The following is a 24,468-nucleotide window of genomic DNA, read 5'->3' on the forward strand; positions in this document are numbered from 1 at the left end:
TAGCTCATGTTGCGCTAGACCTCCTCAGCGACATGGGCAAAATCGGGAAAAATGGATCGAACCAGAGCATCGATGCGCTCAATTTCCTCTGGTATTTCAGTGAGTTTACCGCGCTCTTCCTCAAGAACAGCCAAAAAGATCCGTGCCCGTGCCTGATTGACCTGCGGCTGCGGCAAAGTGCCCACTCCGGCAGCTGACAACACGATGCTGACCAGCCGGTCTGCAGCATTGAGCCGTCCCCAGAGGTAATCATGCTCGCGCCAGCCCCGGTTGAAGAAGGCCCCGAAGGTATTGAGCGACTTGCCTTTCAGATCAAAGCCTTCCGTATAAAGACTGGTTGCATCCCGCGGGCTGATCCGGTCGACCAGGATTTCGGTGACTTCCGAAAAGTCGTTGCGCTGCAAGACCGGGAACGTGATCAGGTCGAAGAAACCAAAGCCGATGTAGGATCGCATCAAGGACATGTGCCGGTCCTTGTCGAGCAGATCGCGCGCCCTTTCCGAGAAAAGCTCATCCTGGAGCCGGTCGAGATCGGCAAGTCCCATCATCTGGACATAGGAATTCAGCAGCGGTTCAACATGCTCGTGTGCTGCACTCGACCCCGCTTCCAGGTCGGCGAGAAAGGTTTTGGCCAGTTCCCGGCTGGCACCGCCGAAGAAGCGGTCGTTCCAGCGCCAGCCCAGATGATCGATCTGTTCGTAAAGCAGCGCCTTCATCTGGTCGAGCGACGCCGTGTCCGGCGGAGGCAGATCTTCTCCCGGTCGATAGTGGTAGAAACCGTTCAGCTTGCGGATGGCAACACGAAGCCGCCGGATCCGGTAGTCTACATCCAGACCGCGCAACAGCGCGACAATGTGAGGATCGGTGCGACCGAGCAGGTCCTTGCTGGCTGCGGTCATCTGGTTGAAATGATCCGAGATCAGCCCGAGCAGCGCCTCTTCCTGACCGCGCGCATGCTCAAGACCACTTAGCCTGGCCGTCAGCTGCGCAAGCCTGTCGGCAAGCGAATGCAATTTCAGCGACTGATAGTTCAGAAACGCAAAGCCCGCCTGCTCGAACGCCGCCACGGTGGCCTGCTTTCGGCATTTCGACAACAGGTCCGTGGTCACCTGGCGCCGCTTTGGCAAAAGGCCGGACACCGCCTGGTCGACCATCGGGCTGGCGCTGTCGATGAGCTGGGAGAGCCAGCGGCTGCGCCGATTGTTCCGTTCCAGTTCCATCAGGTCGTCGCCGATCGGCTCGTTGCGTGGAATATGCGCCAGAGACGCAAGGATGACCCGGAAGAAGCCGGGAAGCTCTGCGCCGCCTTGCCCTTGCCTGGCGGTTTCGACAGGAGCCGGGTCCACATAAATCAGCCTGCGCGCAACTTCCCTTGCGGCCGGCCGGTCCTGGATCACATCGATGACCGGGGCAAACGGCTTGTTCATCACCACACTGCCATCGACAAAACAATGTTGGCCCATGGTGTCTTTGGTGAGGTTCAGACCGCGTGCGAGAAAGGCGTCCTTGTGACGCCAGTTCAGGTTCTGGTCGGCAAGCACCCGCTCCATTTCAGCCACCGTCGCCGGCGGAAACGCGCCTGGAAACGACGAAGTCGCACGGGCAGCGAAGACAAGTTCCGGAATGTTTTCCCTGTCAAACTGACTGTCGACATAACCCGGCGTCCGATGCGCTGCGTGAAACTTCAGGATCCGCCGGTGATCCCATTCCTCCACATAATCCGGGTCGTCCAGATGGATCCTGCGCTTGACGCCGTTGTAGTCGGTGATCGTGACAAACAGGTCCAGCGTCTGGCCGCGCGGAATGAGGCTCCGACCTGGTTTCGCCTCCTGTTCCATCTTCTGGCACGCATCCAGCATCCAGCCAATGAACCGCTCGCCGGAAAACGGCGGTGAAAACCAGCGCGCCTGCATGAACAGGCGCAGTTTTTCACGCGTTTCAGCGCTTTCGATCTGCTTGTCCAGCCGCGAAGAGATCAGCTGGTCGAGCACCGGGGAAATCGAGATCTTCAGATAGCGGGAAAGGCCGTTTTGCGGACGTGCCAGGCGCGTGACATCGGCATTCTTGAGCCACATCTCGCTGTGGCTGTCGAGCGGCAGGTCATGTGCCAGCGCCCGTGCCAGCATGATGCCATTGACGCCGCCTGCCGACGCACCGGCAATGGAATCGACGACGACCCTGATATCGGCGACGGAGGACAGGAGATCGAGCAGGTCACGATAGGCGCTCTGCACGGGAGGCAGCTCCTGGGAATCCGTCCGCTGTGCCTGATTGACGCTCTTCCGGTCCAGCCGGAAGCTTGAAGCCCGCACAAGGTTCAGGATCTCGCGGCTGACCCCATGCATGTAGATGGCCAGCGAAACGCCGCCATAGAGCACCAGCGCCAGTCTGAGTTCGATTTCCTTCATGCAATCACCATGACAGCCAGGGTGCGATTCTGGATCAAAAAAATGGTTACATTCTTTATCTGGCTATCAAATTGGAGCACCAAAGAGGCACGCTCTCGAACAGCGATCATTTCCGATCACTTTACTGATGGGGAAAAGTGTAAAACATCGTCGCGAGAAACCAACGCGATACAAAAGATTACAAATTTCGCAGTCCTGCCAGTCGTCTTCCGCTAAGATGATCCTAGATTTCCAAAGTGATTCTGATTTCTTCACTTTACTGGAACCACATCGACGCCCCGATGACGACCACGCAGACCGATATGGCCAAGGCAAGCAAGACAAAAGCGCAGACCTCCGATGCGAAAGCAAACGGTGCAGACGCTTCTCTCCTTCTCGATCTGCGCGAGGAAAACGAAAATCTGCGATCCGAGCTGGAAGATCTGCGTGTCCTTTACGAGGCGACGATCGAGCATGGTGAAGCGGTCGAGGACCAGCTGGCCGATCAGTCCATACGGCTGGAAAACCTCTCCCAGCAGCTGGCCAAATACCTCTCCCCGCAGGTGTATCAATCGATTTTCGAAGGCCGCCAGGAAGTCAAGATCGAGTCGAGCCGCAAGAAACTAACCGTTTTTTTCTCCGATATCGCGGACTTCACGGAGACTGCCGACCGATTGGAATCGGAAGAACTGACATCCGTTCTCAATCAGTATCTGACGGAGATGTCGAACATCGCGCTCAAACATGGTGCAACCATCGACAAATATGTCGGCGATGCGATTCTGATCTTCTTCGGCGATCCGGAAACCCGAGGCGTGACGGAAGACGCCCTCGCCTGTGTGCGCATGGCAATCGAAATGCAGGCGCGCATGAAAGACCTTCAAGCGGTCTGGCAGGAAGCGGGCATTGCAAAACCGCTGAAATGCCGCATGGGCATCCACACGGACTATTGCACGGTCGGCAATTTCGGCAGCGACAACAGGCTCGATTACACCATCATTGGCCGCGGTGTGAACACGGCGTCCCGTCTGGAAAGCCTGGCGATGCCCGGTTCGGTCCTGATCTCCTTCGAGACCTATTCCCAGGTCAAGGACCACATCAAATGCGCCGAGAACGGTGAAGTCACGGTCAAGGGCATTGCCTATCCGGTGACGACCTATGAAGTGATTGGACTAAAGGAACCGGTGAGCGAACAGCGCGTTCTCGACCTGTCCGCCGTCACCCAGCAACTGTCCGACCTTGCCCAAGGGCTGCCTGACTCCATCAGTCCCGATGTGCGTGACAATCTCATCACGTCCCTCAAGACGGCGCTTGACCGGCTCAGCACCGACAAGTCCTGATGGAACGACCATCGAATTCGTTAGGCCATCTCGTTTCAACAAGCATGCCGCATCATCCTTCGAAACGGACCTGACTGTGTCCTGCGGGACAAAGCCGGGCAGGTCGGCAACGTTGATTGCGAAACTATCTCAGCCGCGTTCCTTGCGGAGCTTGTCCCAGTAGTCCAGCCGCTTCCGCAGTTCACGTTCAAACCCGCGCTGCGGCGGGGCGTAGTAGCTCTTGCGGCCCATCTGTTCCGGGAAATAGTCCTGACCGGAAAAACCGTCCGGCGCATCGTGATCATATTGGTAGCCCGTACCGTAGCCTTCCTCTTTCATCAGCTTGGTCGGCGCGTTCAGAATGTGTTTGGGGGGCAGCAGCGAACCGCTGGATTTGGCGTCGCGCATCGCCGCCTTGTAAGCGACATAGGCCCCGTTGGATTTGGGCGCTGTTGCCAGATAGATGACCGTTTGCGCAAGAGCCAGCTCTCCTTCAGGAGACCCCAGCATCTGGTAGGCGTCGCGCGAGGCATTTGCCTGAACCAGGGCATTCGGATCCGCCAGCCCGATATCCTCCACGGCCATGCGGATGAGACGCCGGGCGAGAAACATCGGGTCCTCGCCTCCATCCAGCATGCGGCAGAACCAGTAAAGCGCAGCATCCGGGTCTGAGCCGCGGACAGACTTGTGCAAGGCCGAGATCAGATTGTAGTGGCCGTCGGCCCCCTTGTCGTAGATCGGTGCCCGCCGCTGCACGATTTCCTGCAGGCGCTCGGCATCAAACACCTCGCCCTCATCGGCGGCGCGCCAGACATCCTCGGCCAGCGTCAGAGAGGATCGGCCATCACCGTCCGCCATGCGGATCAGGACCTGGCGCGCGTCTTCATCCAGCGGAAGGGTCTTGCCTTCTTCTTCCTCGGCCCGGCTGAGCAACTTTTCGATCGCCTCCGGTGAAAGCGACTGAAAGGTCATCACATGCGACCGTGACAACAGGGCCGCATTGAGTTCGAAGGACGGGTTTTCCGTGGTTGCTCCGACCAGCGTGATCGTGCCGTCTTCCATCACTGGCAGGAAACTGTCTTGCTGCGCCCGGTTGAACCGATGGATCTCGTCGACAAAAAGCAGCGTCGCCCGGCCGCCCATGCGCCGCGCCCGCGCTCCTTCGAATACTTTCTTGAGGTCCGCAACGCCCGAAAAGATCGCGGAGATCTGCTCAAAAGCCAGATCCGTCTCATTGGCCAGGAGCCGGGCAATCGTGGTTTTGCCAGTCCCGGGTGGTCCCCAGAAGATCAGCGACCCGAGCGACCGCGTTTTCAGCATGCGCGTCAGCGTGCCATCCGATCCCAGCAGATGGTCCTGCCCGACCACATCGGCGAGCTGCGTCGGCCGCATCCGGTCAGCAAGCGGACGCGGACCGGCCTGGCTCAATCCGGACGCTTCAAAAAGGTCACTCACGGGTAAGCCTAACGCAGAACGAGTTGGGACACCTTGCCATCACGCTCGATCTCCAGCCGCCAGACACGCGGAGGCGTCTTGGTCACGGTTTCCAGCATGCGCGTTGTCTTGATCTGCTGATCGTTCACGGCGCGCACGATGTCACCCGGTCGCAGACCGACCTGATTGGCCGTGCTGCCCCGGTTGACCGCAGCAATCACGACACCTTCAAACAGGCCGTCCAGTCCGAGCTCGGTGGACACGGCGGGCGACAGGTTCATGACCGTTGCCCCTTCAAAAGGAGAGAATTCGAGCAATTCGCGCGTGTCACGCGGGACGGTTTCCGGTGCGGGTTTCAGGGAAACGGGCAGAACCACTTCCTTGCCGCTCCGCACAACCAGAAATTCCGTGTCCTCACCAATCATCTTGGTGGCAAACCGGTAGCCGAATGAATTCGGGTCGGTGACCTCCTTGCCTTCAATCGCAATTACCAGATCGCTGACCCGCAATCCGGCCTCATGCGCAGGCGAACCTTCGAAAACGGCGGTGACGAGAACCCCCTGCGGCCTGTCGAGAGACAGGGCTTCCGCAATTTCGGCATTGACCTGCTGCACCGTTGCGCCAAGCCACGGGCGCTGCACCTTGCCGCCCTGATCAGCCGCACGGGCCACAAACCGGGCCATATGGGCCGGAATGGCAAAGCCGATGCCGTTGGAGCCACCAGAGCGCGAGAAGATCGCCGTGTTGATACCAACCAACCGACCGGTCATGTCCACAAGAGCGCCACCGGAATTGCCCGGGTTGATGGCCGCGTCGGTCTGGATGAAGAACTGAAAGTCGGTCACGCCCACCTGTGTCCGTGCGGTTGCAGAAACGATGCCTTGGGTCACCGTCTGCCCGACACCGAACGGGTTGCCAATCGCCAGAACGATGTCGCCAACTTCAAGGCTGTCAGAATCGGCAAATGCCACGTGCTCGAAGGGGCCCCCCTCACGGATCTTCAGAACCGCCAGATCAGTACGCTCATCCAGCAGAACGATGTCGGCATCGAATTCCCGCCGATCGTTCAATGCCACACGGACCTCGTCTGCATCCTTGATGACGTGGTGGTTGGTGATCACGGTGCCGTCCGCTGAGATGATCACGCCGGATCCGAGCGAGGATTCAACGCGTTCCCGCGGCCTGTCGAAGCCACCACCCGGCTGACCAAAGAAACGGCGAAAGAACGGATCATCGAAAAACGGCGACACACGCTGTCGCTGCACGACCTTGCGGCTCGCATAGACATTGACCACGGCCGGTGCGACCTGTTTCACGATCGGCGCAAAGGACAGCTTGATCTGGGCATCGCTCTGGGGAACCAGGCGCAGATCCGCAGCGGAGGGTTGGGCCGTCTGAGCAGAAGCCGCAGACACGCCGATCAGACCTGCCAGGAGCAAGGTCGTCAGCGAGCGGACGGAGCCGGAGAGTGTCAGGCGCATGGAGGGTGCCTCTTTTTCGATTCTTTCGTGACCATGGCGATACATGGCAGATAGGGTGGAAGAGAGGCAAATACAAAAGCGAAAGGCCGCCGGGTTTCCGGCGGCCTTCACGGTCTTTTGTGCCTGGCTTTGGCCGTTGGCCGTCAGGCGGAGCGAACCTGGGACAGGAAACTGCGCACTTCGCGGTCAAGCTCGTCGGCCTGGTTGGCCATGTCGGCAGCTTCTTCGGAGAAGTTCTGCGCTGCCATATTGGTGTCGTTGGACAGCGACGAGACGTTGCGGATGTCCTCGGTCACCTTGGAGGTGCCGCCGGCCGCCCGCTGGGTGTTTTCCGCAATGCCCTGGGTCGCATAGCTCTGCTCGGTGACCGCTGCCGCGACTTCGCTGACCGACTGCGTGATGTCGTCGATGGTCTTCTGGATGTCGCCGATGGCACCCACCGCATCGTCTGTCGCACCGCGGATCGCATCGATCTGCTGCTGGATTTCGCCGGTGGCCTTGCCGGTCTGCGCTGCCAAATCCTTGACCTCGGAGGCAACAACCGCAAATCCCTTGCCCGCTTCACCGGCTCTGGCCGCCTCGATGGTGGCATTGAGCGCAAGCAGATTGGTCTGGTCGGCAATGTCGGAGATCAGCGTCACAACTTCACCGATCCGGTTGGCGGCTTCCGCGAGCGACTTGACGGTTTCGTTGGTCGTCTCGGCCCGTTTGGTGGCTTCGGCTGCCACACCGGAAGAACGTTCGATCAGGGTGGAGATTTCCTGGATCGAGCTGGACAACTGGTCGGACGCTGCCGCAATGGATTCCACCTCCGCCAGCGTCTCTTCCGACATGGTTGCCGCATTGGCTGACGTTTCGCCGGCACTGTCGGTCATGCTGCGCATGTTGTTGGCCGATTCACGCAGTTTGCCGGCCGACTGTGCAACGCGATCAACAACGGTGCCGACGGTCGCTTCGAAATCGCCCGCAAGGCTCGCCAGCATTTCTTGGCGTTGCTCGGCCTGCCGCTGCGCTTCTTCAGATTCTTCAGCGGCACGGCGTTCATTCTCTTCAGCTGCATTCTGGCGGATCTGCAACACGGCACGGCCAATGTCACCGATTTCGTCCTTGCGGCTTGCCGCCTTGATTTCCGCGCCGAGATCGCCGGATGCAATCGCATTCAAGGCACCGACAAGCGTTGTCAGCGGCCCGGTAATGGAACGGGAGAACAGGAGCGCGATGACCGTCGCCACGGCAATGGTGGCCAGTGACCACATGAACATCTGGTCGCGCATGTTGGTGACTGCCGAAAGTGTTTCCTCAACACTTTTTTCAGCCACGATCGCCCAGCTCTGCCCCTGGAAGGACAGCGGCCGCGCCACCATCAGATCGGCCACACCGTCGGCGCCGGTGACAATCTCTGCTGTTTCCAGACCGCCGGTCGCCGCCAGAACGGGTGCTGCGTCCGTGGTTGCCACGAGAGCCGTCGGCGCATCCGCGAGCGGCATGTCGCTCAAGACGAGGCCGTTTTCGTCAACCACATAGACCTGACCGGTTTCGCCAAGATCATTCCGGCTGGCAACGATGTTGTTCAGGAAGTCGGCATCGAGGCGCATCACGGCAACGCCGCTCAGGCTGACAGCACCGAACGAGTTCATGAAGACCGGAGAAGCGATGAACAAAGACCCTTCATCATCGGCCGGGCCATACTGTTCAAAGCTGCTGGAGGCAATCTCACCCTTCTCCAGGCCCTTGGCTGCGTTGAAAACGGTCTGAAGACCCGTGTTGTCGGCGGCGCTGCCCTCGCCCAACTTGGACAGGAATTCATCGCCCTTCGTCACGGAGTAAAGAACCAGCCCGGCCGGGTCGAGCAGGTAGATATCCGCGTAACCGCCATTCTTCCAGACGTTGTAGAAGGCCGGGTGCGCCTCGGAGTGACGCCAGGCATACATCGTCTTCTGCTCGGTTCCCGTAATTTCCGCACGTTCTTCCGGTGTCGTGGGCTTATGGAACAGATCCAGAATGTCTTCTTTTTCCTTGGAGAGATTCATCGTGGCGTTGCCGAGATTGCTGAGCGGATCAGCAACGCTGGAGGCCAGATTCACGATCTCGGATTCGGCCGCATGCAGGCGGGACTCCAACAGCGCACTGCGCGCTGTAATGACCATGCCAAGTTCCGCTTCGGCCGCTTTTTGCAAGCCGTCGCGCCCGGTCATGTAACCGATCATGCCAACCGCCGTGCAGGCCGCCACGGTTACAACGATCATCAATGCCGGAATGACAAATGAAAGACGAAGAGAAGGCGAGCTTTTCTTCGCTGCAGAATTCTTTGAGCCGATCACAGTAGTTCTCCCCAGCCTCTCGCACATCTCCACGAGGCATGCTTTCAGGTTAGGCAGTTTTCCTTAAATCATTGATAATCGGCGGTCTCACTATCCGGCACAGCGCGGCAGATCGGGCGCTGTACCGGCAAAACAAAAAGGCGGGCATAGCGCCCGCCTTTTCAGATACTTGCGAGGTGGAGAAGCTTACGCTGCGTTTTCAGCAGCTTCTTCAGCTTCAACACGTGCACGGTCTTCAGCACCGCGTGCTTCCGGATCGCGGTCGACCAGCTCGATGACAGCCATCGGAGCGTTGTCGCCATAGCGGAAGCCGGCTTTCAGAACGCGGGAGTAGCCGCCGTTGCGGTCCTTGTAGCGCTCACCGAGCGTTTCAAAGAGCTTGGCAACCATGGCCGTGTCGCGAATCTGCGAAATGGCCTGACGACGTGCATGGAGATCACCGCGTTTGCCCAGGGTGATGAGCTTGTCGATGATCGGCTTCATTTCTTTAGCCTTCGGCAGGGTCGTGACGATCTGTTCGTGTTTGATCAGCGACGCTGCCATGTTCGCGAACATAGCCTTGCGGTGGCTAGAGGTCCGGTTGAGCTTGCGGCCGGATTTACCGTGGCGCATGGCCCTCTCCTTTTCCTGTCGGGAAGTCTGCCTAAGGCACTTTCCCGGTTGATCCTAACAGGGACGCGTGCGCCCCTTAATACTGATGGTCTTCGTAGCGCTTGGCGAGATCGTCGATGTTCTCCGGCGGCCAGTTGGCGACTTCCATGCCGAGATGGAGACCCATCTGGGCGAGAACTTCCTTGATCTCGTTGAGCGACTTGCGGCCGAAATTCGGGGTCCGCAGCATTTCCGCTTCGGTCTTCTGAATGAGATCGCCAATATACACGATATTGTCGTTCTTCAGGCAGTTTGCAGACCGGACAGACAGTTCCAGTTCGTCGACCTTCTTGAGAAGGGCCGGGTTGAACGCCAGTTCCGGGACAGTGTCCTCGGCGACTTCGCGCTGCGGCTCTTCGAAGTTGACGAAGATGGACAGCTGATCCTGCAGAATGCGAGCAGCGAACGCCACAGCATCATCCGGCTTGACGGAACCATCGGTTTCGACGGTCAGGGTCAGCTTATCATAGTCAAGAACCTGGCCTTCACGGGTGTTTTCCACCTTGTAGGAGACCTTCTTGACCGGGGAGTACAGGCTGTCGACCGGGATCAGGCCGATCGGCGCATCTTCCGGACGGTTCCGGTCCGAAGAATGGTAGCCCTTGCCGGTGTTGACGGTGAATTCCATGCGGATTTCAGCGCCTTCATCGAGCGTGCAGAGCACCAGTTCCGGGTTGAGAACCTCGACATCGCCAACGGTCTGGATGTCACCTGCGGTCACAACACCCGGGCCCTGCTTGCGCACGACCATGCGCTTCGGACCTTCACCTTCCATCCGGATGGCGATTTCCTTGATGTTGAGCACGATGTCGGTGACATCTTCCCGGACACCCGGGATCGACGAGAACTCGTGGAGAACGCCATCGATCTGAACCGCGGTCACTGCAGCGCCCTGAAGCGAGGACAGCAGGATACGGCGCAGGGCATTGCCCAGTGTCAGCCCGTAGCCACGCTCGAGCGGCTCGGCAACAACAGTTGCCAAGAAGCGCGGATCTTCACCCGGCTTGATCTCGAGTTTGGTCGGCTTGATCAGTTCTTGCCAGTTTTTCTGAATGGTCACGTTTTCGTCCCTTCGGCTATCCCGCCCGGCTGATCAAGGCCGAGCCATTCTTTGCCATTTGGAGAAACAGGTACCTAAAGCCGAAAAGCCTTAGACGCGGCGACGCTTACGCGGACGGCAGCCATTGTGCGGAATCGGCGTCACGTCACGGATGGACGTAATCAGGAAACCGGCAGCCTGCAGGGCGCGCAGAGCAGATTCACGGCCAGAACCGGGACCACGGACTTCAACTTCCAGAGTGCGCATGCCGTGTTCGGCAGCCTTCTTGGCAGCGTCTTCAGCAGCAACCTGGGCGGCATACGGCGTGGACTTACGGGAGCCCTTGAAGCCGAGTGCACCAGCAGACGACCAGGAGATCGCGTTGCCCTGGGCATCGGTGATCGTGATCATGGTGTTGTTGAACGTGGAGTTCACATGCGCAACGCCAGAAGAGATGTTCTTGCGTTCGCGGCGACGCACGCGCGTCGTGTCTTTAGCCATTCTGTTATCCTTGTATTGATCTCGTCACTGCCGTAATGCCGGCAGCTCCACCACCAATCGCGGGGCGATGATTATTTCTTCTTACCAGCGATCGGTTTCGCCGGACCCTTGCGGGTACGGGCGTTCGTGTGCGTCCGCTGACCGCGAACCGGCAGGCCGCGGCGGTGACGCAGGCCGCGGTAGCAGCCAAGGTCCATCAGACGCTTGATGTTCATGGCGGTGTCCCGGCGAAGATCACCTTCCACGAGGTAGTCGCGGTCGATGGTTTCACGGATGGACAGCACTTCTGCGTCGGAAAGCTCGTTCACACGGCGGGCAGCATCGATGTTGTTCTTTTCGATGATTTCCTGGGCATATTTTTTGCCAATGCCGTGGATATACTGAAGCGCGATGACAACGCGCTTGTTCGTCGGGATGTTAACGCCAGCAATACGTGCCACGTTCGTCTCCATGTTATGCGTCGGACCGAGGCCTGATCGCAGTGGGTAATGCCCGCGTCCGGTGGAGTCCGGCCCTTGCGGGTACGAAAATGCCGGGGCAGCCCCGGCACAGAGAATGCCGGTCCCACTTACATGGAACCGGCTCAACTGTAAGGTAGAGCGCGTCGTTTAACGGCTCTAAACCTTTTCGTCAAGTCCTTGAAGAACGGATTCTATCGAGGCCGTTACTTGTTCAATGGACTGCATGCCATCGATTACGGAAAGCAGGCCTGCCTTCTCGTAATAGGGCACGACATCTGCGGTGTAGCGGTTGTATTCCTCAAGGCGTTGCTTGAACACTTCCGGGTCGTCGTCCTTGCGCACCGGCTGACCGGCAGCCTTGGCATCTTCGGCCCGCTTGATGATCCGGTCGACCAGGTTGTTCTGGTCGACACGCAGCTCAAGAACCGCGTTGATCTTCACGTTGCCCTGCTGAAGCATCTGCGCAAGCGCGTCGGCTTGAGCCACGGTCCGCGGGAAGCCATCCAGGATAAAACCGCCCTTGGCATCGTCTTCGGCAATCCGGTCCCGGATAATGCCGACCACGATCTCGTCGGAGACAAGGCCACCGGAATCCATCGCTTCCTTGGCCTTGAGGCCGACCGGGGTCTGGGCCGCAACCGCTGCCCGCAGCATATCTCCGGTGGAGAGCTGCGGGATGCCGTATTTGGCAACTAGATGCGCTGCCTGCGTCCCCTTCCCCGCTCCTGGCGGTCCTACCAGAATTAGCCTCATCGACGTTTCCCCCTGAGCTTCGCTTTTTTCACCAGACCTTCATACTGATGCGCAAGCAGGTGGCCCTGGATCTGTGACACGGTATCCATTGTCACACTTACGACAATCAGCAGAGAAGTCCCCCCGAAATAGAACGGAACGCCTGTCGCCGAAATGAGGAATTCGGGTAATAGACAAACGATGGTGATGTAAATGGCACCTACCACCGTAATGCGCGTGAGAACGAAGTCAATGTACTGCGCCGTACGCTCACCCGGGCGGATACCCGGAATGAAGCCGCCATGTTTCTTCAGGTTGTCCGCGGTGTCGCTCGGATTGAAGACAATCGCGGTATAGAAGAAACAGAAGAAGATGATCATGGCCGCATAAAAGACCATGAACAGCGGTTGCCCGTGACCAAGCGCCGCAGTGATGTAGGTCAGCCATTCATTGCCGCCACCCTGGCCGAACCCGGACAAGGTCGCAGGCACCAGCAGCAGAGACGAAGCAAAGATCGGTGGAATCACACCGGCGGTGTTCAGCTTGAGCGGCAGGAACGAGGTGTTGCCCTCGAACATGCGGTTGCCCATCTGGCGCTTCGGATACTGGATCAGAAGCCGGCGCTGCGCGCGTTCCATGAACACGATAAAGCCGATGACGACCACTGCCAGGATGATGACGGCCAGGATGATCCAGGTCGCAAGAGAGCCCTGACGGCCAAGCTCAAGCGTCTGCACCACGGCCGACGGCAGCCCGGCGACGATGCCGGCAAAGATGATCAGCGAGATACCGTTACCGATACCGCGCGACGTGATCTGTTCACCCAGCCACATCAGGAACATGGTGCCGCCGACCAGCGTGATCACCGTGGAGGCCCGGAAGAACCAGCCCGGATCGGTAACGACGTTGGTCGCGCTTTCCAGCCCCACCGCAATGCCGTAGGCTTGGAACGCTGCCAGGATCACAGTGCCGTAGCGGGTGTACTGGTTGATGACTTTCCGGCCCTGCTCGCCTTCCTTCTTCATCTGCTCAAGCGTCGGGACGACCGTCGTCATGAGCTGCATGATAATGGAGGCAGAAATATACGGCATGATGCCGAGGGCGAAGATCGCCATGCGCTCGACCGCACCACCGGCAAACATGTTGAACATGCCGATAATGCCGGACTGGGCCTGGCTGAAGGCCTGCGCGAAAGCTTCAGGATTGATACCGGGCAGCGGAATGTAAGTGCCCAGTCGATAAACCAAAAGCGCCCCCAGTGTGAACCAGATGCGCTTTTTGAGTTCTTCAGCCTTGGCGAAAGCTGAGAAATTGAGATTTGACGCCAGTTGCTCGGCGGCGGATGCCATGCCCTACTCCGGTATGCTTGCCCAGGAAATGGGTGAAGCCCAGGCTGTTAAGCCTGAGCTCCCAGGACGGCTACCTTGCCGCCTGCTTTTTCGATCGCTGCAACAGCGCCTTTGGAGGCACCGGCAACTTCGAAGGTCACTGCAGCGGTGAGTTCACCGTTGGCAACGATGCGCACACCGTCACGGACCCGCTTGACTACACCAGCAGCCTTCAACGCTTCGACGGTAACCGTCTCGGACGCATTCAGCTTGCCTGCGTCGATCGCCTTCTGAACACGGCCAACGGACACAGTGTTGTAGTCCTTGGCAAAAATGTTCGTGAAGCCGCGCTTCGGCAGACGGCGGTGAAGCGGCATCTGACCGCCTTCAAAGCCTTTGATGGCAACGCCGGAACGGGATTTCTGACCTTTGACACCACGGCCGCCAGTCTTGCCCTTGCCGGAACCGATGCCGCGACCGACACGCATGCGGTCTTTTACGGCACCTTCATTGTCACGAAGTTCGTTGAGCTTCATGTTCTTATCTCCTCACCCCGTTCTTATGCGTTGTCTTCGACGACGCGAACGAGATGCTGGACCTTATTGATCATGCCGCGCACTTCAGGAGTGTCCTTCAGTGTGGAACGGCGGTGCATCTTGTTCAGGCCGAGACCGACAAGCGTCGCGCGCTGGTCCTTAGGACGGCGCAGCGGGCTGCCGATCTGTTCGACCGTTACAGTCTTTTCGGTGTTCGCCATGGAACCTACCCTCTATCAGCTGGGGACCGGAGCCGCCGAGATCAAGCCTCGGCAGCAGCCGGAGCCGCATCATCGGTGTTGTCACGACGCCGGGACTGCAGAACCGAGACCTTGAGGCCACGGCGGGCAGCGACGGAGCGCGGGCTGTCTTCCTTGGTCAGTGCGTTGAAGGTTGCACGAACCATGTTGTAGGGGTTGGAAGTCCCCAGCGACTTGGCCACAACGTCCTGAACACCGAGCGTTTCGAAAACGGCACGCATCGGGCCGCCTGCAATGATACCGGTACCGGCCGGAGCCGCACGCAGCAGAACCTTGCCAGCGCCGTGACGGCCTTCCACATCGTGGTGAAGGGTCCGGCCCTCGCGCAGCGGCACACGGATCATGGTGCGCTTTGCAGCTTCAGTTGCTTTCCGGATGGCTTCCGGCACTTCGCGTGCCTTGCCATGACCGAAGCCGACACGGCCCTTCTGATCACCAACCACTACCAGCGCGGCAAAGCCGAAACGACGGCCACCCTTGACCACCTTGGCAACGCGGTTGATGTGAACGAGCTTGTCGACGAATTCGCTGTCTCGCTCTTCGCGATCGCGATTTTCCTGTCTCGCCATTTTATTTGTCTTCCGTTCTTAAGAGCGCTTCAAGAGCGCTGATCAGAATTCAAGTCCACCTTCGCGGGCCGCATCAGCAAGCGCCTTGACGCGCCCGTGAAACATGTACCCGCCACGGTCAAACACGACTTGCTTGACGCCGGCAGCGACTGCGCGCTCGGCAACAAGCTTGCCAACGGCAGCAGCTGCTGCAACGTCGGCGCCTGTTTTCAGGCTGCCCTTGAGATCCGACTCGATCGTAGAAGCAGAGGCAATGGTGTGCCCCTTCGCATCGTCGATGATCTGGGCGTAGATCTGCTTGGACGAGCGGAAGACAGAAAGGCGCGGACGACCGTTCGCGGCTTTCTGGATCGAACGACGCACGCGATCGCGGCGGCGCTCGAAAGCTTGTTTGCTATTCGCCATGATCTAAGGTCCGTTACTTCTTCTTGCCTTCTTTGCGGACGATGAACTCGTCTGCATAACGAACGCCTTTGCCTTTATACGGCTCCGGCGGGCGGAATTCGCGGATTTCAGCAGCCACCTGGCCGACACGCTGTTTGTCGGTACCGGTGATGTTGATTTCCGTCGGTTTCGGGCACTTGATTTCGATGCCTTCCGGGATCGGATAGACGACGTCGTGCGAGAAACCCAGCGCCAGCTGAAGATTTTGACCCTGGACCTGTGCACGGTAACCGACACCGGTGATAGCGAGGTCTTTCTTGAAGCCCTCGGTCACACCCGTGATCAGGTTCTGCACCATGGTCCGGCTCATGCCCCACATGGAGCGGGCCGGCTTGGAAGTGTTGCGCGGATCGATTTTGATCCCGTCATCCGTCATTTCGGCCAGAACAAGATCATTGAGCACGAAAGACTTTTCGCCTTTCGGGCCCTTGATCACAACTGTCTGACCGTCGATCGATGCCGTTACCCCGCTCGGCACGGGGACTGGCTTTTTGCCAATACGAGACATTTGACCAACCTTGTCGTTGTTTCAAAAGCGAGGATGCCGCATCAGAAGACGCGGCAAAGAACCTCACCACCTACGTTTTCTTCCCGCGCCTGATGGTCGCTCATGACGCCACGCGGGGTCGAAATGATCGACACGCCCAGGCCATTAGAGACATGCGGGATGTTTTTCACCGACGAGTACACGCGGCGACCCGGCTTGGACACCCGCTCAATCGTGCGGATAACCGGCTCACCGTCGAAATACTTCAGTTCGATTTCCAACTCGGACTTACCGCCCTCGTATTCCACCGTGGTGTAGCCACGGATGTAACCCTCTTTTGCCAGCACATCAAGTACATGTGCACGCAATTTGGATTTTGGTGAACTGACCTTGTTCTTGCGACGCATCTGCGCGTTGCGAATCCGGGTCAGCATATCCCCCAACGGATCAGAAATTGCCATCGGAGTTTCTCCTTACCAGCTCGACTTGACCAGGCCCGGGATCTTGCCCAGGGAGCCCAGTTCACGAAGCGCAATACGCGACATCTTCAGCTTGCGGTAGAAACCGCGCGGACGGCCGGACACTTCGCAACGGTTGCGAACGCGGTTCGGCGCGGAGTTCCGCGGCAGTTTCGCCAGCTTCAGGCGGGCGTTGTAGCGCTCTTCCAGGGACAGGCTTTCATCTTTAGCCATTGCCTTCAGAGCAGCGCGCTTCTCAGCGTATTTCTTGACAAGCTTCTCGCGGCGCTTGTTTTTTTCGACTGCGCTTTTCTTCGCCATCGTCGTTCCCTTCCTTGCCCGTTACTTCGTGAACGGGAAGTTGAACGCGCGCAGAAGCTCGCGCGCCTCGTCATCCGTCGGCGCCGTGGTGCAAACGATCACGTCCATGCCCCAGATCTGGTCGACCTTGTCGTACTCGATTTCCGGGAACACGATGTGTTCTTTGATGCCCATGGCGTAGTTGCCGCGACCGTCGAAGCTCTTCGGATTCAGACCACGGAAGTCACGAACGCGCGGCAGCGCGATGGTGATCAGGCGATCCATGAATTCGAACATCTGCTGGCGGCGCAGGGTCACCTTGGCACCCAGCGGCATGCCTTCGCGGACCTTGAAGGTCGCGATGGATTTCTTGGCCTTGGTGATGACCGGCTTCTGACCGGCGATTGCCGCCAGGTCTTCAGCAGCGGTGCGCGCCTTCTTGGAATCGCCAACTGCCTCACCGACACCGATGTTCAGGACGATCTTTTCCAGCTGCGGAACCTGCATGACGTTCTTGTACTGGAACTTCTCAAGAAGCTGCTTGCGCACGACTTCATCATAATGCGTCTTGAGACGCGGCACGTAAGTGGTCTCAGCCATCGATCAGATCTCCCGAGCGCTTGGCCACACGAACCTTGGTGCCGTCTTCCTGCACTTTGAAGCCGACGCGGGTCGCCTTGCCGTCCTTCGGATCGGCCAGCGCGATGTTGGACAGGTGGATCGGAGCTTCCTTGGCCACGATGCCTGCTTCCTGCGTCTGGGTCTGCTTCTGGTGACGGCGGACCATGTTGATTCCGCGGACCAGGGCCTTGTTGTCGGCCGGCAGCATCTGAACGACTTCGCCGGATTTACCCTTGTCACGGCCGGTCAGCACGACCACCGTGTCGCCTTTTTTAATTTTCGCAGCCATCAGAGCACCTCCGGCGCGAGCGAAATGATCTTCATGTGGTTCTTTGCGCGGAGTTCACGCGGCACCGGACCAAAGATACGGGTGCCGACAGGCTCCTTGTTGTTGTTGACCAGCACGGCCGCATTGCGGTCGAACCGGATCACGCTGCCATCGGGACGGCGGATATCCTTTGCCGTGCGCACGACGACAGCCTTCATCACGTCGCCCTTCTTAACGCGGCCCCGCGGAATAGCCTCTTTGACGGAGACGACGATGATGTCGCCTACCTGGGCATATTTACGCTTGGAGCCGCCGAGCACTTTGATGCACATGACACGACGGGCGCCGGAATTGTCGGCGACGTCGAGGTTTGTTTGCATCTGAATCATGACTGGCTGCCTTGTTCTTTTCTTGGCGCTCGGGTCACGAGCGCCTGATGCTCACTATTGAACAGCGGTCACTGAGTGACCACGGTCCAACGCTTGTTTTTCGAGATCGGCGAGCACTCTTCAATCTGAACAGAATCGCCAACCTTGTACTGGTTGTTTTCGTCGTGTGCGCGGTACTTCTTCGTCCGGCGCACAGTCTTCTTGAGCAGCGGGTGCGTGAAGCGACGCTCCACGTTCACCGTCACCGTTTTGTCATTGGCGTCGCTGACAACGGTGCCCTGCAGGATACGCTTCGGCATGGCCGTCTCCTTACGCGTTCGCCGACACGCGCTTCTCGCGCATGATCGTCTGGATACGCGCGATGTCGCGGCGGATCTGCCGGACACGCGCAGTGTTTTCAAGCTGACCCGTTGCCTTCTGGAAGCGCAGGTTGAACTGCTCTTTCTTCAGGCCTTCGAGTTCCGTGCGGAGCTCGTCGAGGGTCTTAGCCCGTACATCGGTCGCCTTCATGGCTTAAACTCCTCTGCCTTACTCGCCGATACGCTGAACGAAACGGCATTTGATCGGCAGTTTGGCAGCGGCAAGACGCATCGCTTCACGTGCGATCTCTTCCGACACACCGTCAATCTCGAACATGATCCGGCCAGGCTTGACACGGCAAGCCCAGTAATCCGGAGAACCCTTACCTTTACCCATGCGGACTTCAGCAGGCTTCGAGGAAACCGGCAGGTCCGGGAAGATCCGGATCCAAACACGACCAGCACGCTTCATGTGGCGGGTCATAGCACGACGGGCCGCTTCGATCTGACGTGCAGTCACACGCTCCGGCTCAACAGCCTTCAGACCGAACGCGCCGAAGTTGAGGTCGGTGCCCCCCTTCGACAAGCCGTGGATGCGGCCTTTGTGCTGCTTGCGGAACTTAGTGCGCTTCGGTTGCAGCATCGTTCTTCTCTCGTCTTTCTTATCTTACGAGCGGCAGGCAGCTTGAATTAAGCTGCGCGCTCGCGGCCCCGATCCCGGCGTCCGCCGCGATCACCCTGGTTACCTTCGGAAGCAGACGTCGCACGGCGTTCAGACGCCATCGGGTCGTGTTCCAGAATTTCACCTTTGAAGATCCAGACCTTCACACCGCACACGCCGTAAGCCGTGTGTGCGCTGGCAACACCGTAGTCGATGTCGGCACGCAGGGTGTGGAGCGGCACGCGACCTTCGCGATACCATTCGATACGAGCAATTTCCGCACCGCCGAGACGGCCGCCGCAGTTGATCCGGATGCCCTGGGCGCCGAGACGCATGGCGGACTGAACGGCCCGCTTCATGGCGCGGCGGAAGGCAACACGGCGTTCCAGCTGCTGAGCGATAGACGCGGCAACCAGGGTCGCATCGATTTCCGGCTTGCGCACTTCAACGATGTTGATGTGCACTTCGGAATTGGTGATGTCGGCGATCTTCTTGCGAAGACGCTCGATGTCAGCACCCTTCTTGCCGATGACCACACCCGGACGACCGGAATGGATGGACACGCGGCACTTCTTGTGCGGACGTTCGATGACCACTTTGGACACCGCAGCCTGCTTCAGTTCCTTCAGCAGCAGTTCACGGATGCGGAAATCTTCGTGCAGAAGATCGCCGTATTCGTTCTTGTTTGCATACCAGCGGGAATCCCAGGTGCGGTTGATCCCGAGGCGCATGCCGATCGGGTTTGTCTTGTGTCCCATCAGGCAGTCTCCTCAACTTCGCGCACGACGATGGTCAGGTTCGAGAAAGGCTTCTCGATCCGGCCAACACGTCCGCGTGCACGGGCCTGGAAACGCTTGATGACAAAAGCCTTGCCAACATGAGCTTCGGCAACCACCAGGTTGTCGATGTCCAGGTCATGGTTGTTTTCCGCATTGGCAATGGCGGACATCAGGGTCTTCTTGACATCCTGCGCGATGCGCTTGCGGGAGAATGTCAGGTCCGCAATCGCGGAGCCGACCTTTTTGCCACGGATCGAGGCCGCAACGAGGTTCAGCTTACGGGGGGAGACGCGGATCATCCGCGTCATTGCCCGAGCCTCATTGTCAGCGAGCGTCCGCTCACTCTTCGGCTTGCCCATCGTTACTTCCTCTTCGCCTTCTTGTCGGCGCCGTGTCCGTAGTAGGTCCGGGACGGCGAGAACTCGCCGAACTTGTGACCAATCATCTCTTCAGACACCAGCACCGGAACGTGCTTTTGACCGTTGTAGACGCCGAAGGTCAAACCGACGAACTGCGGCAGGATCGTCGAGCGGCGGCTCCAGGTCTTGATGACCTCGTTCCGGCCGGACTCACGTACCTTGTCCGCTTTCTTCAGCAGATACCCGTCGACAAACGGACCTTTCCAGATCGAACGTGCCACGATCTTGCCCTTTACTTCTTACGCGCGTGGCGGCTGCGGACGATATACTTATCAGTCTGCTTATTGCGCCGCGTGCGCTTACCTTTGGTCGGTTTGCCCCAAGGGGTAACCGGATGACGACCACCGGAAGTCCGGCCTTCACCACCACCATGCGGGTGGTCGATCGGGTTCATGGCAACACCGCGGGTGTGCGGGCGAATGCCAAGCCAGCGGGAACGGCCAGCCTTGCCGAGGTTCACGTTGGCGTGGTCCGGGTTGGACACGGCGCCAATGGTTGCCATGCAAGTACCAAGCACACGGCGCTGTTCGCCAGACATCAGGCGAAGCGTGGTGTAACCCTGGTCGCGGCCAACGATCTGAACGAACGCACCGGCGGAGCGGGCGATCTGAGCGCCCTTGCCGGGCTTCAGTTCGATGTTGTGCACGATCGTGCCGACCGGAATGCGCGACAGCGGTGCTGCGTTGCCCGGCTTCACGTCGACGTTTTCGCCAGCAACAACGGTGTCGCCTTCAGCCAGGCGCTGCGGCGCCAGGATGTAGCTCAGCTCACCGTCTTCGTAGCGGATCAGTGCGATGAATGCGGTCCGGTTCGGATCGTATTCCATGCGCTCGACCGTTGCCGGTACGTCCCACTTGCGGCGCTTGAAGTCTACAAGGCGGTAGGTCCGCTTGTGACCGCCACCGCGGTTCGGAGACGTCAGGCGGCCGGTGTTGTTGCGGCCACCGGACTTGGACAGGCCTTCGGTCAGGGTCTTGACCGGCTTGCCCTTCCACAGACCGGAGCGGTCAACCTGTACCAGCTGACGGCGGCCTGGGGACGTCGGGTTGAATGTCTTAAGTGCCATTTTCTTCTGGTCCCCGTCTTAGAGCCCGGTGGTCACGTCGATGCCGTGACCTTCCTGCAGCGTAACGACGGCCTTCTTGAAGTCGGACTGACGGCCAAGGCGACCGCGGAAGCGCTTCACCTTGCCCTTGCGGACCAGGGTATTCACTGCCGTGACCTTGACACCGAACAGTGCTTCGACTGCGGCCTTGATTTCCGGCTTGGTTGCATCGTTTGCAACCTTGAAGACAACCTTGTTCTCTTCGGAAGCCATCGTCGACTTTTCGGTGATCACCGGGCCGACAATCTTGTCGTAATGAGGAAGTTTGCTCATTTGAAGCGCTCCTCAAGTGCGGACACCGCAGCCTTGGTCAACACCAGGGTGTTGGCCCGCAGGATGTCGTAAACGTTGATGCCCTGAACCGGCAGCACATCCAGATGCGGGATGTTGCGGGAGGCCAGTGCGAAGTTGTTGTCGACTTCGGCGCCGTCGATGACCAGCGCGCTGGTCAGTCCAAGCTTGTTCAGCTGGGCCTTCAGAGCCTTGGTCTTGGCTTCAGCAGCCTTGGCGTCTTCAACGACAACGATGCTGTCTGCCTTGGCTTTTGCCGACAGAGCGTGCTTCAGGCCGAGGGTGCGAACCTTCTTCGGCAGGTCATGGCCGTGATCGCGGACGATCGGGCCGAAAGCCTTGCCACCACCGCGGAACTGCGGAGCCTTCTTGTTGCCGTGACGTGCGCCGCCGGAGCCCTTCTGGCGGACGAATTTCTTCGTCGTGCCGGAGATTTCCGAACGCTGCAGCGCTTTGTGGGTGCCAGCCTGGCGTTTCGCCAGCTGCCAGCGCACCACGCGGTGGATCAAATCGGTGCGCGGCTCGAGACCGAAGATCTCGTCAGACACCGTGATCGAACCGGCCGCCCCACCTTCGAGGGTCTTGACCTGGAGTTCCATCACTCACTCTCCTTCCCGGCAGCCTCAGTCGCTTCGGACGCCTTGAAAGCACCCGGAACCGGAACGTTTTCCGGCAGCGCCTTTTTGATCGCGTCGCGGACCAGGATCCAGCCGCCCTTGGCGCCCGGAACAGAGCCCTCGACCATGATCAGGCCACGCTCAACATCAGTGCGCACAACCTTCAGGTTCTGCGTGGTCACGCGGGCATCACCCATGTGACCGGCCATTTTCTTGCCCTTGAACACGCGGCCCGGGTCCTGACACTGACCGGTAGAACCGTGTGAACGGTGCGAGATCGAGTTACCGTGCGATGCGCGGCCACCACCGAAGTTGTGACGCTTCATTGCACCGGCAAAACCCTTACCGATGGAGGTGCCGGTCACGTCGACGAACTGACCTTCGACGTAGTGGTCAGCGGTCAGTTCCGCACCAATGTCGATCAGGTTGTCCGCGGAAACGCGGAATTCGGCGACGGTCCGCTTCGGCTCGACCTTTGCAACTGCAAAGTGGCCACGCAGCGCCTTCGGCGTGTTCTTTACCTTGCGGGTACCTGCACCGAGTTGCAGTGCAGTGTAACCATTCTTCTCATCAGTCCGCTGAGCAACGACCTGGCAATTTTCCAGCCGCAGCACGGTGACCGGAACATGCTCGCCTGCATCGTTGTAGATGCGGGTCATGCCCACTTTCTGAGCGATCACTCCAGAACGCATTGGATGTGTCCCCTTCGAACCGGCTTACAGCTTGATCTCGACGTCGACACCAGCCGCCAGGTCGAGCTTCATCAGCGCGTCCACGGTCTGGGGAGTCGGATCGACGATGTCGAGAAGACGCTTGTGCGTACGCATCTCGAACTGATCGCGGCTTTTCTTATCGATATGCGGTCCGCGAAGCACGGTGTACTTCTCGATCCGCGTCGGCAGCGGCACGGGACCCCGTACCTGAGCACCGGTCCGCTTGGCCGTATTGACGATCTCCTTGGTGGAGGCGTCCAGAATACGGTGGTCAAACGCCTTGAGGCGGATCCGGATGTTCTGACCGTTCATTGTTATTGTTCCCAACAAATCTGCGGGCCTGCCCGCGTAACCAAATTCAGTTTCGCCGGCAGGCCCGGCTGTCGATTATTCGATGATGGATGCGACGACGCCGGCGCCGACGGTACGGCCACCTTCGCGGATAGCGAAGCGCAGGCCTTCTTCCATGGCGATCGGCACGATCAGCTCAACGTCAACGGAGACGTTGTCGCCCGGCATCACCATTTCCGTGCCTTCCGGCAGGGACACCACACCGGTCACGTCCGTCGTACGGAAGTAGAACTGCGGGCGGTAGTTGGTGAAGAACGGGGTGTGACGACCACCTTCTTCCTTGGTGAGGATGTAAGCCTCGGCCTTGAACTTCGTGTGCGGGGTCACAGAACCCGGCTTACACAGAACCTGGCCACGCTCAACGTCCTCGCGGCCGATGCCGCGGATCAGGGCGCCGATGTTGTCGCCTGCTTCACCGCTGTCCAGCAGCTTGCGGAACATTTCAACACCGGTAACGGTGGTCTTGGTGGTGTCCTTGATGCCGACGATCTCGACTTCTTCACCCACGTTGATCACACCGCGCTCAACACGGCCGGTCACAACGGTACCGCGGCCGGAGATCGAGAACACGTCTTCGATCGGCATCAGGAACGGCTGATCCTTCGGACGCTCAGGCGTCGGGATGTAGTCGTCTACCTGAGCCATCAGCTCACGGATCGCGTCACGGCCGATGGCCGCATCGCGGTTCTCAACGGCTGCCAGAGCAGAACCCTTGACGATCGGAATGTCGTCGCCCGGGAACTCGTAGGAAGACAGCAGCTCGCGGATTTCCATCTCAACCAGCTCAAGCAGCTCTTCATCGTCGACCTGGTCGACCTTGTTCATGAAGACAACCAGAGCCGGAACGCCGACCTGACGGGCAAGCAGGATGTGCTCACGGGTCTGCGGCATCGGGCCGTCTGCGGCAGAACACACCAGGATCGCGCCGTCCATCTGGGCAGCACCGGTGATCATGTTCTTCACGTAGTCAGCGTGGCCCGGGCAGTCGACGTGGGCGTAGTGACGGTTGTCCGTCTCATACTCAACGTGTGCCGTGGAGATGGTGATGCCGCGTGCCTTTTCTTCCGGCGCGCCATCGATCTCATCATAGGCTTTCGCTTCAGCACCACCGGCTTCAGCCAGCGTCATGGTGATTGCAGCGGTCAGCGTGGTCTTGCCGTGGTCAACGTGGCCAATCGTGCCAATGTTAACGTGCGGCTTATTGCGCTCAAACTTTTCTTTCGCCATCGGATTACTCCGTTTCTCTA

General features: G+C 59.2%; 32 protein-coding genes and 1 pseudogene. 1 reads left to right on the plus strand and 32 read right to left on the minus strand.

All coding sequences use genetic code 11. The annotated features are described in order from the left end of the window. Positions 1–14: 14 nt before the first annotated feature. A complete protein-coding gene (locus ACO6TG_RS02425) occupies positions 15–2,408 on the minus strand; it encodes a patatin-like protein (RefSeq protein WP_422376716.1) in 2,394 nt (797 codons plus the stop codon). A gap of 488 nt (positions 2,409–2,896) precedes the next feature. Between ACO6TG_RS02425 and ACO6TG_RS02430 the strand changes: the two are divergent. Then, positions 2,897–3,727: pseudogene (locus ACO6TG_RS02430) on the plus strand (adenylate/guanylate cyclase domain-containing protein); the annotation flags it as partial. A gap of 129 nt (positions 3,728–3,856) precedes the next feature. Here ACO6TG_RS02430 and ACO6TG_RS02435 read toward each other — a convergent pair. The 31 genes from ACO6TG_RS02435 to tuf form a co-directional block, all read right to left on the minus strand. Then, positions 3,857–5,161, minus strand: a complete 1,305-nt coding sequence (locus ACO6TG_RS02435) for a replication-associated recombination protein A (RefSeq protein WP_422376717.1) — start codon at positions 5,159–5,161, stop codon at positions 3,857–3,859. 8 nt (positions 5,162–5,169) lie between these two features. Continuing rightward, entirely contained in the window at positions 5,170–6,621 is a 1,452-nt protein-coding gene (locus tag ACO6TG_RS02440) for a DegQ family serine endoprotease (RefSeq protein ID WP_422376718.1), read from the minus strand. 143 nt (positions 6,622–6,764) lie between these two features. Beyond that, entirely contained in the window at positions 6,765–8,867 is a 2,103-nt protein-coding gene (locus ACO6TG_RS02445; RefSeq protein ID WP_422376719.1) for a methyl-accepting chemotaxis protein, read from the minus strand. Positions 8,868–9,128: 261 nt separating this feature from the next. Further along, the gene (gene rplQ / locus ACO6TG_RS02450; protein ID WP_094071082.1) at positions 9,129–9,554 is read right to left on the minus strand and encodes a 50S ribosomal protein L17; all 426 of its coding nucleotides are present in this window, start codon (positions 9,552–9,554) and stop codon (positions 9,129–9,131) included. A gap of 76 nt (positions 9,555–9,630) precedes the next feature. Next, complete coding sequence (locus ACO6TG_RS02455; protein ID WP_094071083.1) at positions 9,631–10,653, minus strand: DNA-directed RNA polymerase subunit alpha; 1,023 nt, start codon at positions 10,651–10,653, stop codon at positions 9,631–9,633. A 90-nt stretch (positions 10,654–10,743) separates the two neighbouring features. After that, positions 10,744–11,133 (minus strand): 30S ribosomal protein S11, encoded by a 390-nt coding sequence (rpsK, locus tag ACO6TG_RS02460; protein WP_006936427.1) that lies wholly within the window; start codon positions 11,131–11,133, stop codon positions 10,744–10,746. 71 nt (positions 11,134–11,204) lie between these two features. After that, positions 11,205–11,573: a 30S ribosomal protein S13 gene (gene rpsM / locus ACO6TG_RS02465; RefSeq protein WP_094074593.1), complete on the minus strand. Its 369-nt coding sequence runs from the start codon at positions 11,571–11,573 to the stop codon at positions 11,205–11,207. A gap of 177 nt (positions 11,574–11,750) precedes the next feature. Then, positions 11,751–12,347 (minus strand): adenylate kinase, encoded by a 597-nt coding sequence (locus tag ACO6TG_RS02470; RefSeq protein ID WP_094071084.1) that lies wholly within the window; start codon positions 12,345–12,347, stop codon positions 11,751–11,753. Continuing rightward, the gene (gene secY / locus ACO6TG_RS02475; RefSeq protein ID WP_094071085.1) at positions 12,344–13,675 is read right to left on the minus strand and encodes a preprotein translocase subunit SecY; all 1,332 of its coding nucleotides are present in this window, start codon (positions 13,673–13,675) and stop codon (positions 12,344–12,346) included. Before secY ends, ACO6TG_RS02470 begins: the two co-directional genes overlap by 4 nt. A gap of 47 nt (positions 13,676–13,722) precedes the next feature. Further along, positions 13,723–14,190 carry a 50S ribosomal protein L15 gene (rplO, locus tag ACO6TG_RS02480; RefSeq protein WP_094071086.1) on the minus strand — a complete coding sequence of 156 codons (468 nt, stop codon included), beginning with the start codon at positions 14,188–14,190 and terminating at the stop codon, positions 13,723–13,725. Positions 14,191–14,213: 23 nt separating this feature from the next. Beyond that, positions 14,214–14,411 (minus strand): 50S ribosomal protein L30, encoded by a 198-nt coding sequence (gene rpmD, locus ACO6TG_RS02485; RefSeq protein WP_006936433.1) that lies wholly within the window; start codon positions 14,409–14,411, stop codon positions 14,214–14,216. Between the two features lie 41 nt (positions 14,412–14,452). Beyond that, positions 14,453–15,019 carry a 30S ribosomal protein S5 gene (rpsE, locus tag ACO6TG_RS02490; RefSeq protein ID WP_422376720.1) on the minus strand — a complete coding sequence of 189 codons (567 nt, stop codon included), beginning with the start codon at positions 15,017–15,019 and terminating at the stop codon, positions 14,453–14,455. Positions 15,020–15,061: 42 nt separating this feature from the next. Then, a complete protein-coding gene (rplR, locus tag ACO6TG_RS02495; protein ID WP_094071088.1) occupies positions 15,062–15,424 on the minus strand; it encodes a 50S ribosomal protein L18 in 363 nt (120 codons plus the stop codon). A gap of 13 nt (positions 15,425–15,437) precedes the next feature. Continuing rightward, positions 15,438–15,971 (minus strand): 50S ribosomal protein L6, encoded by a 534-nt coding sequence (rplF, locus tag ACO6TG_RS02500; protein ID WP_422376721.1) that lies wholly within the window; start codon positions 15,969–15,971, stop codon positions 15,438–15,440. A 41-nt stretch (positions 15,972–16,012) separates the two neighbouring features. After that, positions 16,013–16,411, minus strand: a complete 399-nt coding sequence (rpsH, locus tag ACO6TG_RS02505; RefSeq protein ID WP_422376722.1) for a 30S ribosomal protein S8 — start codon at positions 16,409–16,411, stop codon at positions 16,013–16,015. A gap of 12 nt (positions 16,412–16,423) precedes the next feature. Then, complete coding sequence (rpsN, locus tag ACO6TG_RS02510) at positions 16,424–16,729, minus strand: 30S ribosomal protein S14 (protein ID WP_094071091.1); 306 nt, start codon at positions 16,727–16,729, stop codon at positions 16,424–16,426. Between the two features lie 21 nt (positions 16,730–16,750). Continuing rightward, a complete protein-coding gene (gene rplE / locus ACO6TG_RS02515; protein WP_094071092.1) occupies positions 16,751–17,308 on the minus strand; it encodes a 50S ribosomal protein L5 in 558 nt (185 codons plus the stop codon). Continuing rightward, positions 17,301–17,618, minus strand: a complete 318-nt coding sequence (rplX, locus tag ACO6TG_RS02520; protein WP_094071093.1) for a 50S ribosomal protein L24 — start codon at positions 17,616–17,618, stop codon at positions 17,301–17,303. The genes rplE and rplX overlap by 8 nt, the downstream gene beginning before the upstream one ends. Next, the gene (rplN, locus tag ACO6TG_RS02525; protein WP_008191626.1) at positions 17,618–17,986 is read right to left on the minus strand and encodes a 50S ribosomal protein L14; all 369 of its coding nucleotides are present in this window, start codon (positions 17,984–17,986) and stop codon (positions 17,618–17,620) included. Before rplN ends, rplX begins: the two co-directional genes overlap by 1 nt. 68 nt (positions 17,987–18,054) lie before the next feature. Continuing rightward, the gene (gene rpsQ, locus ACO6TG_RS02530) at positions 18,055–18,285 is read right to left on the minus strand and encodes a 30S ribosomal protein S17 (RefSeq protein WP_094071094.1); all 231 of its coding nucleotides are present in this window, start codon (positions 18,283–18,285) and stop codon (positions 18,055–18,057) included. A gap of 10 nt (positions 18,286–18,295) precedes the next feature. Beyond that, a complete protein-coding gene (rpmC, locus tag ACO6TG_RS02535) occupies positions 18,296–18,496 on the minus strand; it encodes a 50S ribosomal protein L29 (protein WP_094071095.1) in 201 nt (66 codons plus the stop codon). Positions 18,497–18,514: 18 nt separating this feature from the next. Then, positions 18,515–18,928: a 50S ribosomal protein L16 gene (rplP, locus tag ACO6TG_RS02540; RefSeq protein ID WP_422376723.1), complete on the minus strand. Its 414-nt coding sequence runs from the start codon at positions 18,926–18,928 to the stop codon at positions 18,515–18,517. A 47-nt stretch (positions 18,929–18,975) separates the two neighbouring features. Then, positions 18,976–19,704, minus strand: a complete 729-nt coding sequence (rpsC, locus tag ACO6TG_RS02545) for a 30S ribosomal protein S3 (protein WP_094071097.1) — start codon at positions 19,702–19,704, stop codon at positions 18,976–18,978. Next, the gene (rplV, locus tag ACO6TG_RS02550; RefSeq protein WP_094071098.1) at positions 19,704–20,084 is read right to left on the minus strand and encodes a 50S ribosomal protein L22; all 381 of its coding nucleotides are present in this window, start codon (positions 20,082–20,084) and stop codon (positions 19,704–19,706) included. The genes rpsC and rplV overlap by 1 nt, the downstream gene beginning before the upstream one ends. Before the next feature lie 2 nt (positions 20,085–20,086). Further along, positions 20,087–20,365, minus strand: a complete 279-nt coding sequence (gene rpsS / locus ACO6TG_RS02555) for a 30S ribosomal protein S19 (protein ID WP_022998243.1) — start codon at positions 20,363–20,365, stop codon at positions 20,087–20,089. Between the two features lie 11 nt (positions 20,366–20,376). Next, positions 20,377–21,210, minus strand: a complete 834-nt coding sequence (gene rplB / locus ACO6TG_RS02560; RefSeq protein ID WP_094071099.1) for a 50S ribosomal protein L2 — start codon at positions 21,208–21,210, stop codon at positions 20,377–20,379. A gap of 18 nt (positions 21,211–21,228) precedes the next feature. Then, entirely contained in the window at positions 21,229–21,522 is a 294-nt protein-coding gene (locus tag ACO6TG_RS02565; RefSeq protein ID WP_029061773.1) for a 50S ribosomal protein L23, read from the minus strand. Beyond that, positions 21,519–22,139: a 50S ribosomal protein L4 gene (gene rplD / locus ACO6TG_RS02570; protein ID WP_422376724.1), complete on the minus strand. Its 621-nt coding sequence runs from the start codon at positions 22,137–22,139 to the stop codon at positions 21,519–21,521. Before rplD ends, ACO6TG_RS02565 begins: the two co-directional genes overlap by 4 nt. Continuing rightward, a complete protein-coding gene (gene rplC / locus ACO6TG_RS02575; RefSeq protein ID WP_422376725.1) occupies positions 22,139–22,849 on the minus strand; it encodes a 50S ribosomal protein L3 in 711 nt (236 codons plus the stop codon). The genes rplD and rplC overlap by 1 nt, the downstream gene beginning before the upstream one ends. 24 nt (positions 22,850–22,873) lie before the next feature. Next, positions 22,874–23,182, minus strand: a complete 309-nt coding sequence (rpsJ, locus tag ACO6TG_RS02580) for a 30S ribosomal protein S10 (RefSeq protein WP_006936455.1) — start codon at positions 23,180–23,182, stop codon at positions 22,874–22,876. A gap of 75 nt (positions 23,183–23,257) precedes the next feature. After that, positions 23,258–24,448 carry an elongation factor Tu gene (gene tuf, locus ACO6TG_RS02585; protein ID WP_422376726.1) on the minus strand — a complete coding sequence of 397 codons (1,191 nt, stop codon included), beginning with the start codon at positions 24,446–24,448 and terminating at the stop codon, positions 23,258–23,260. Positions 24,449–24,468: the final 20 nt, after the last annotated feature.

The sequence above is a fragment of the Roseibium sp. genome, from assembly GCF_965233565.1.
Lineage (GTDB): Bacteria > Pseudomonadota > Alphaproteobacteria > Rhizobiales > Stappiaceae > Roseibium.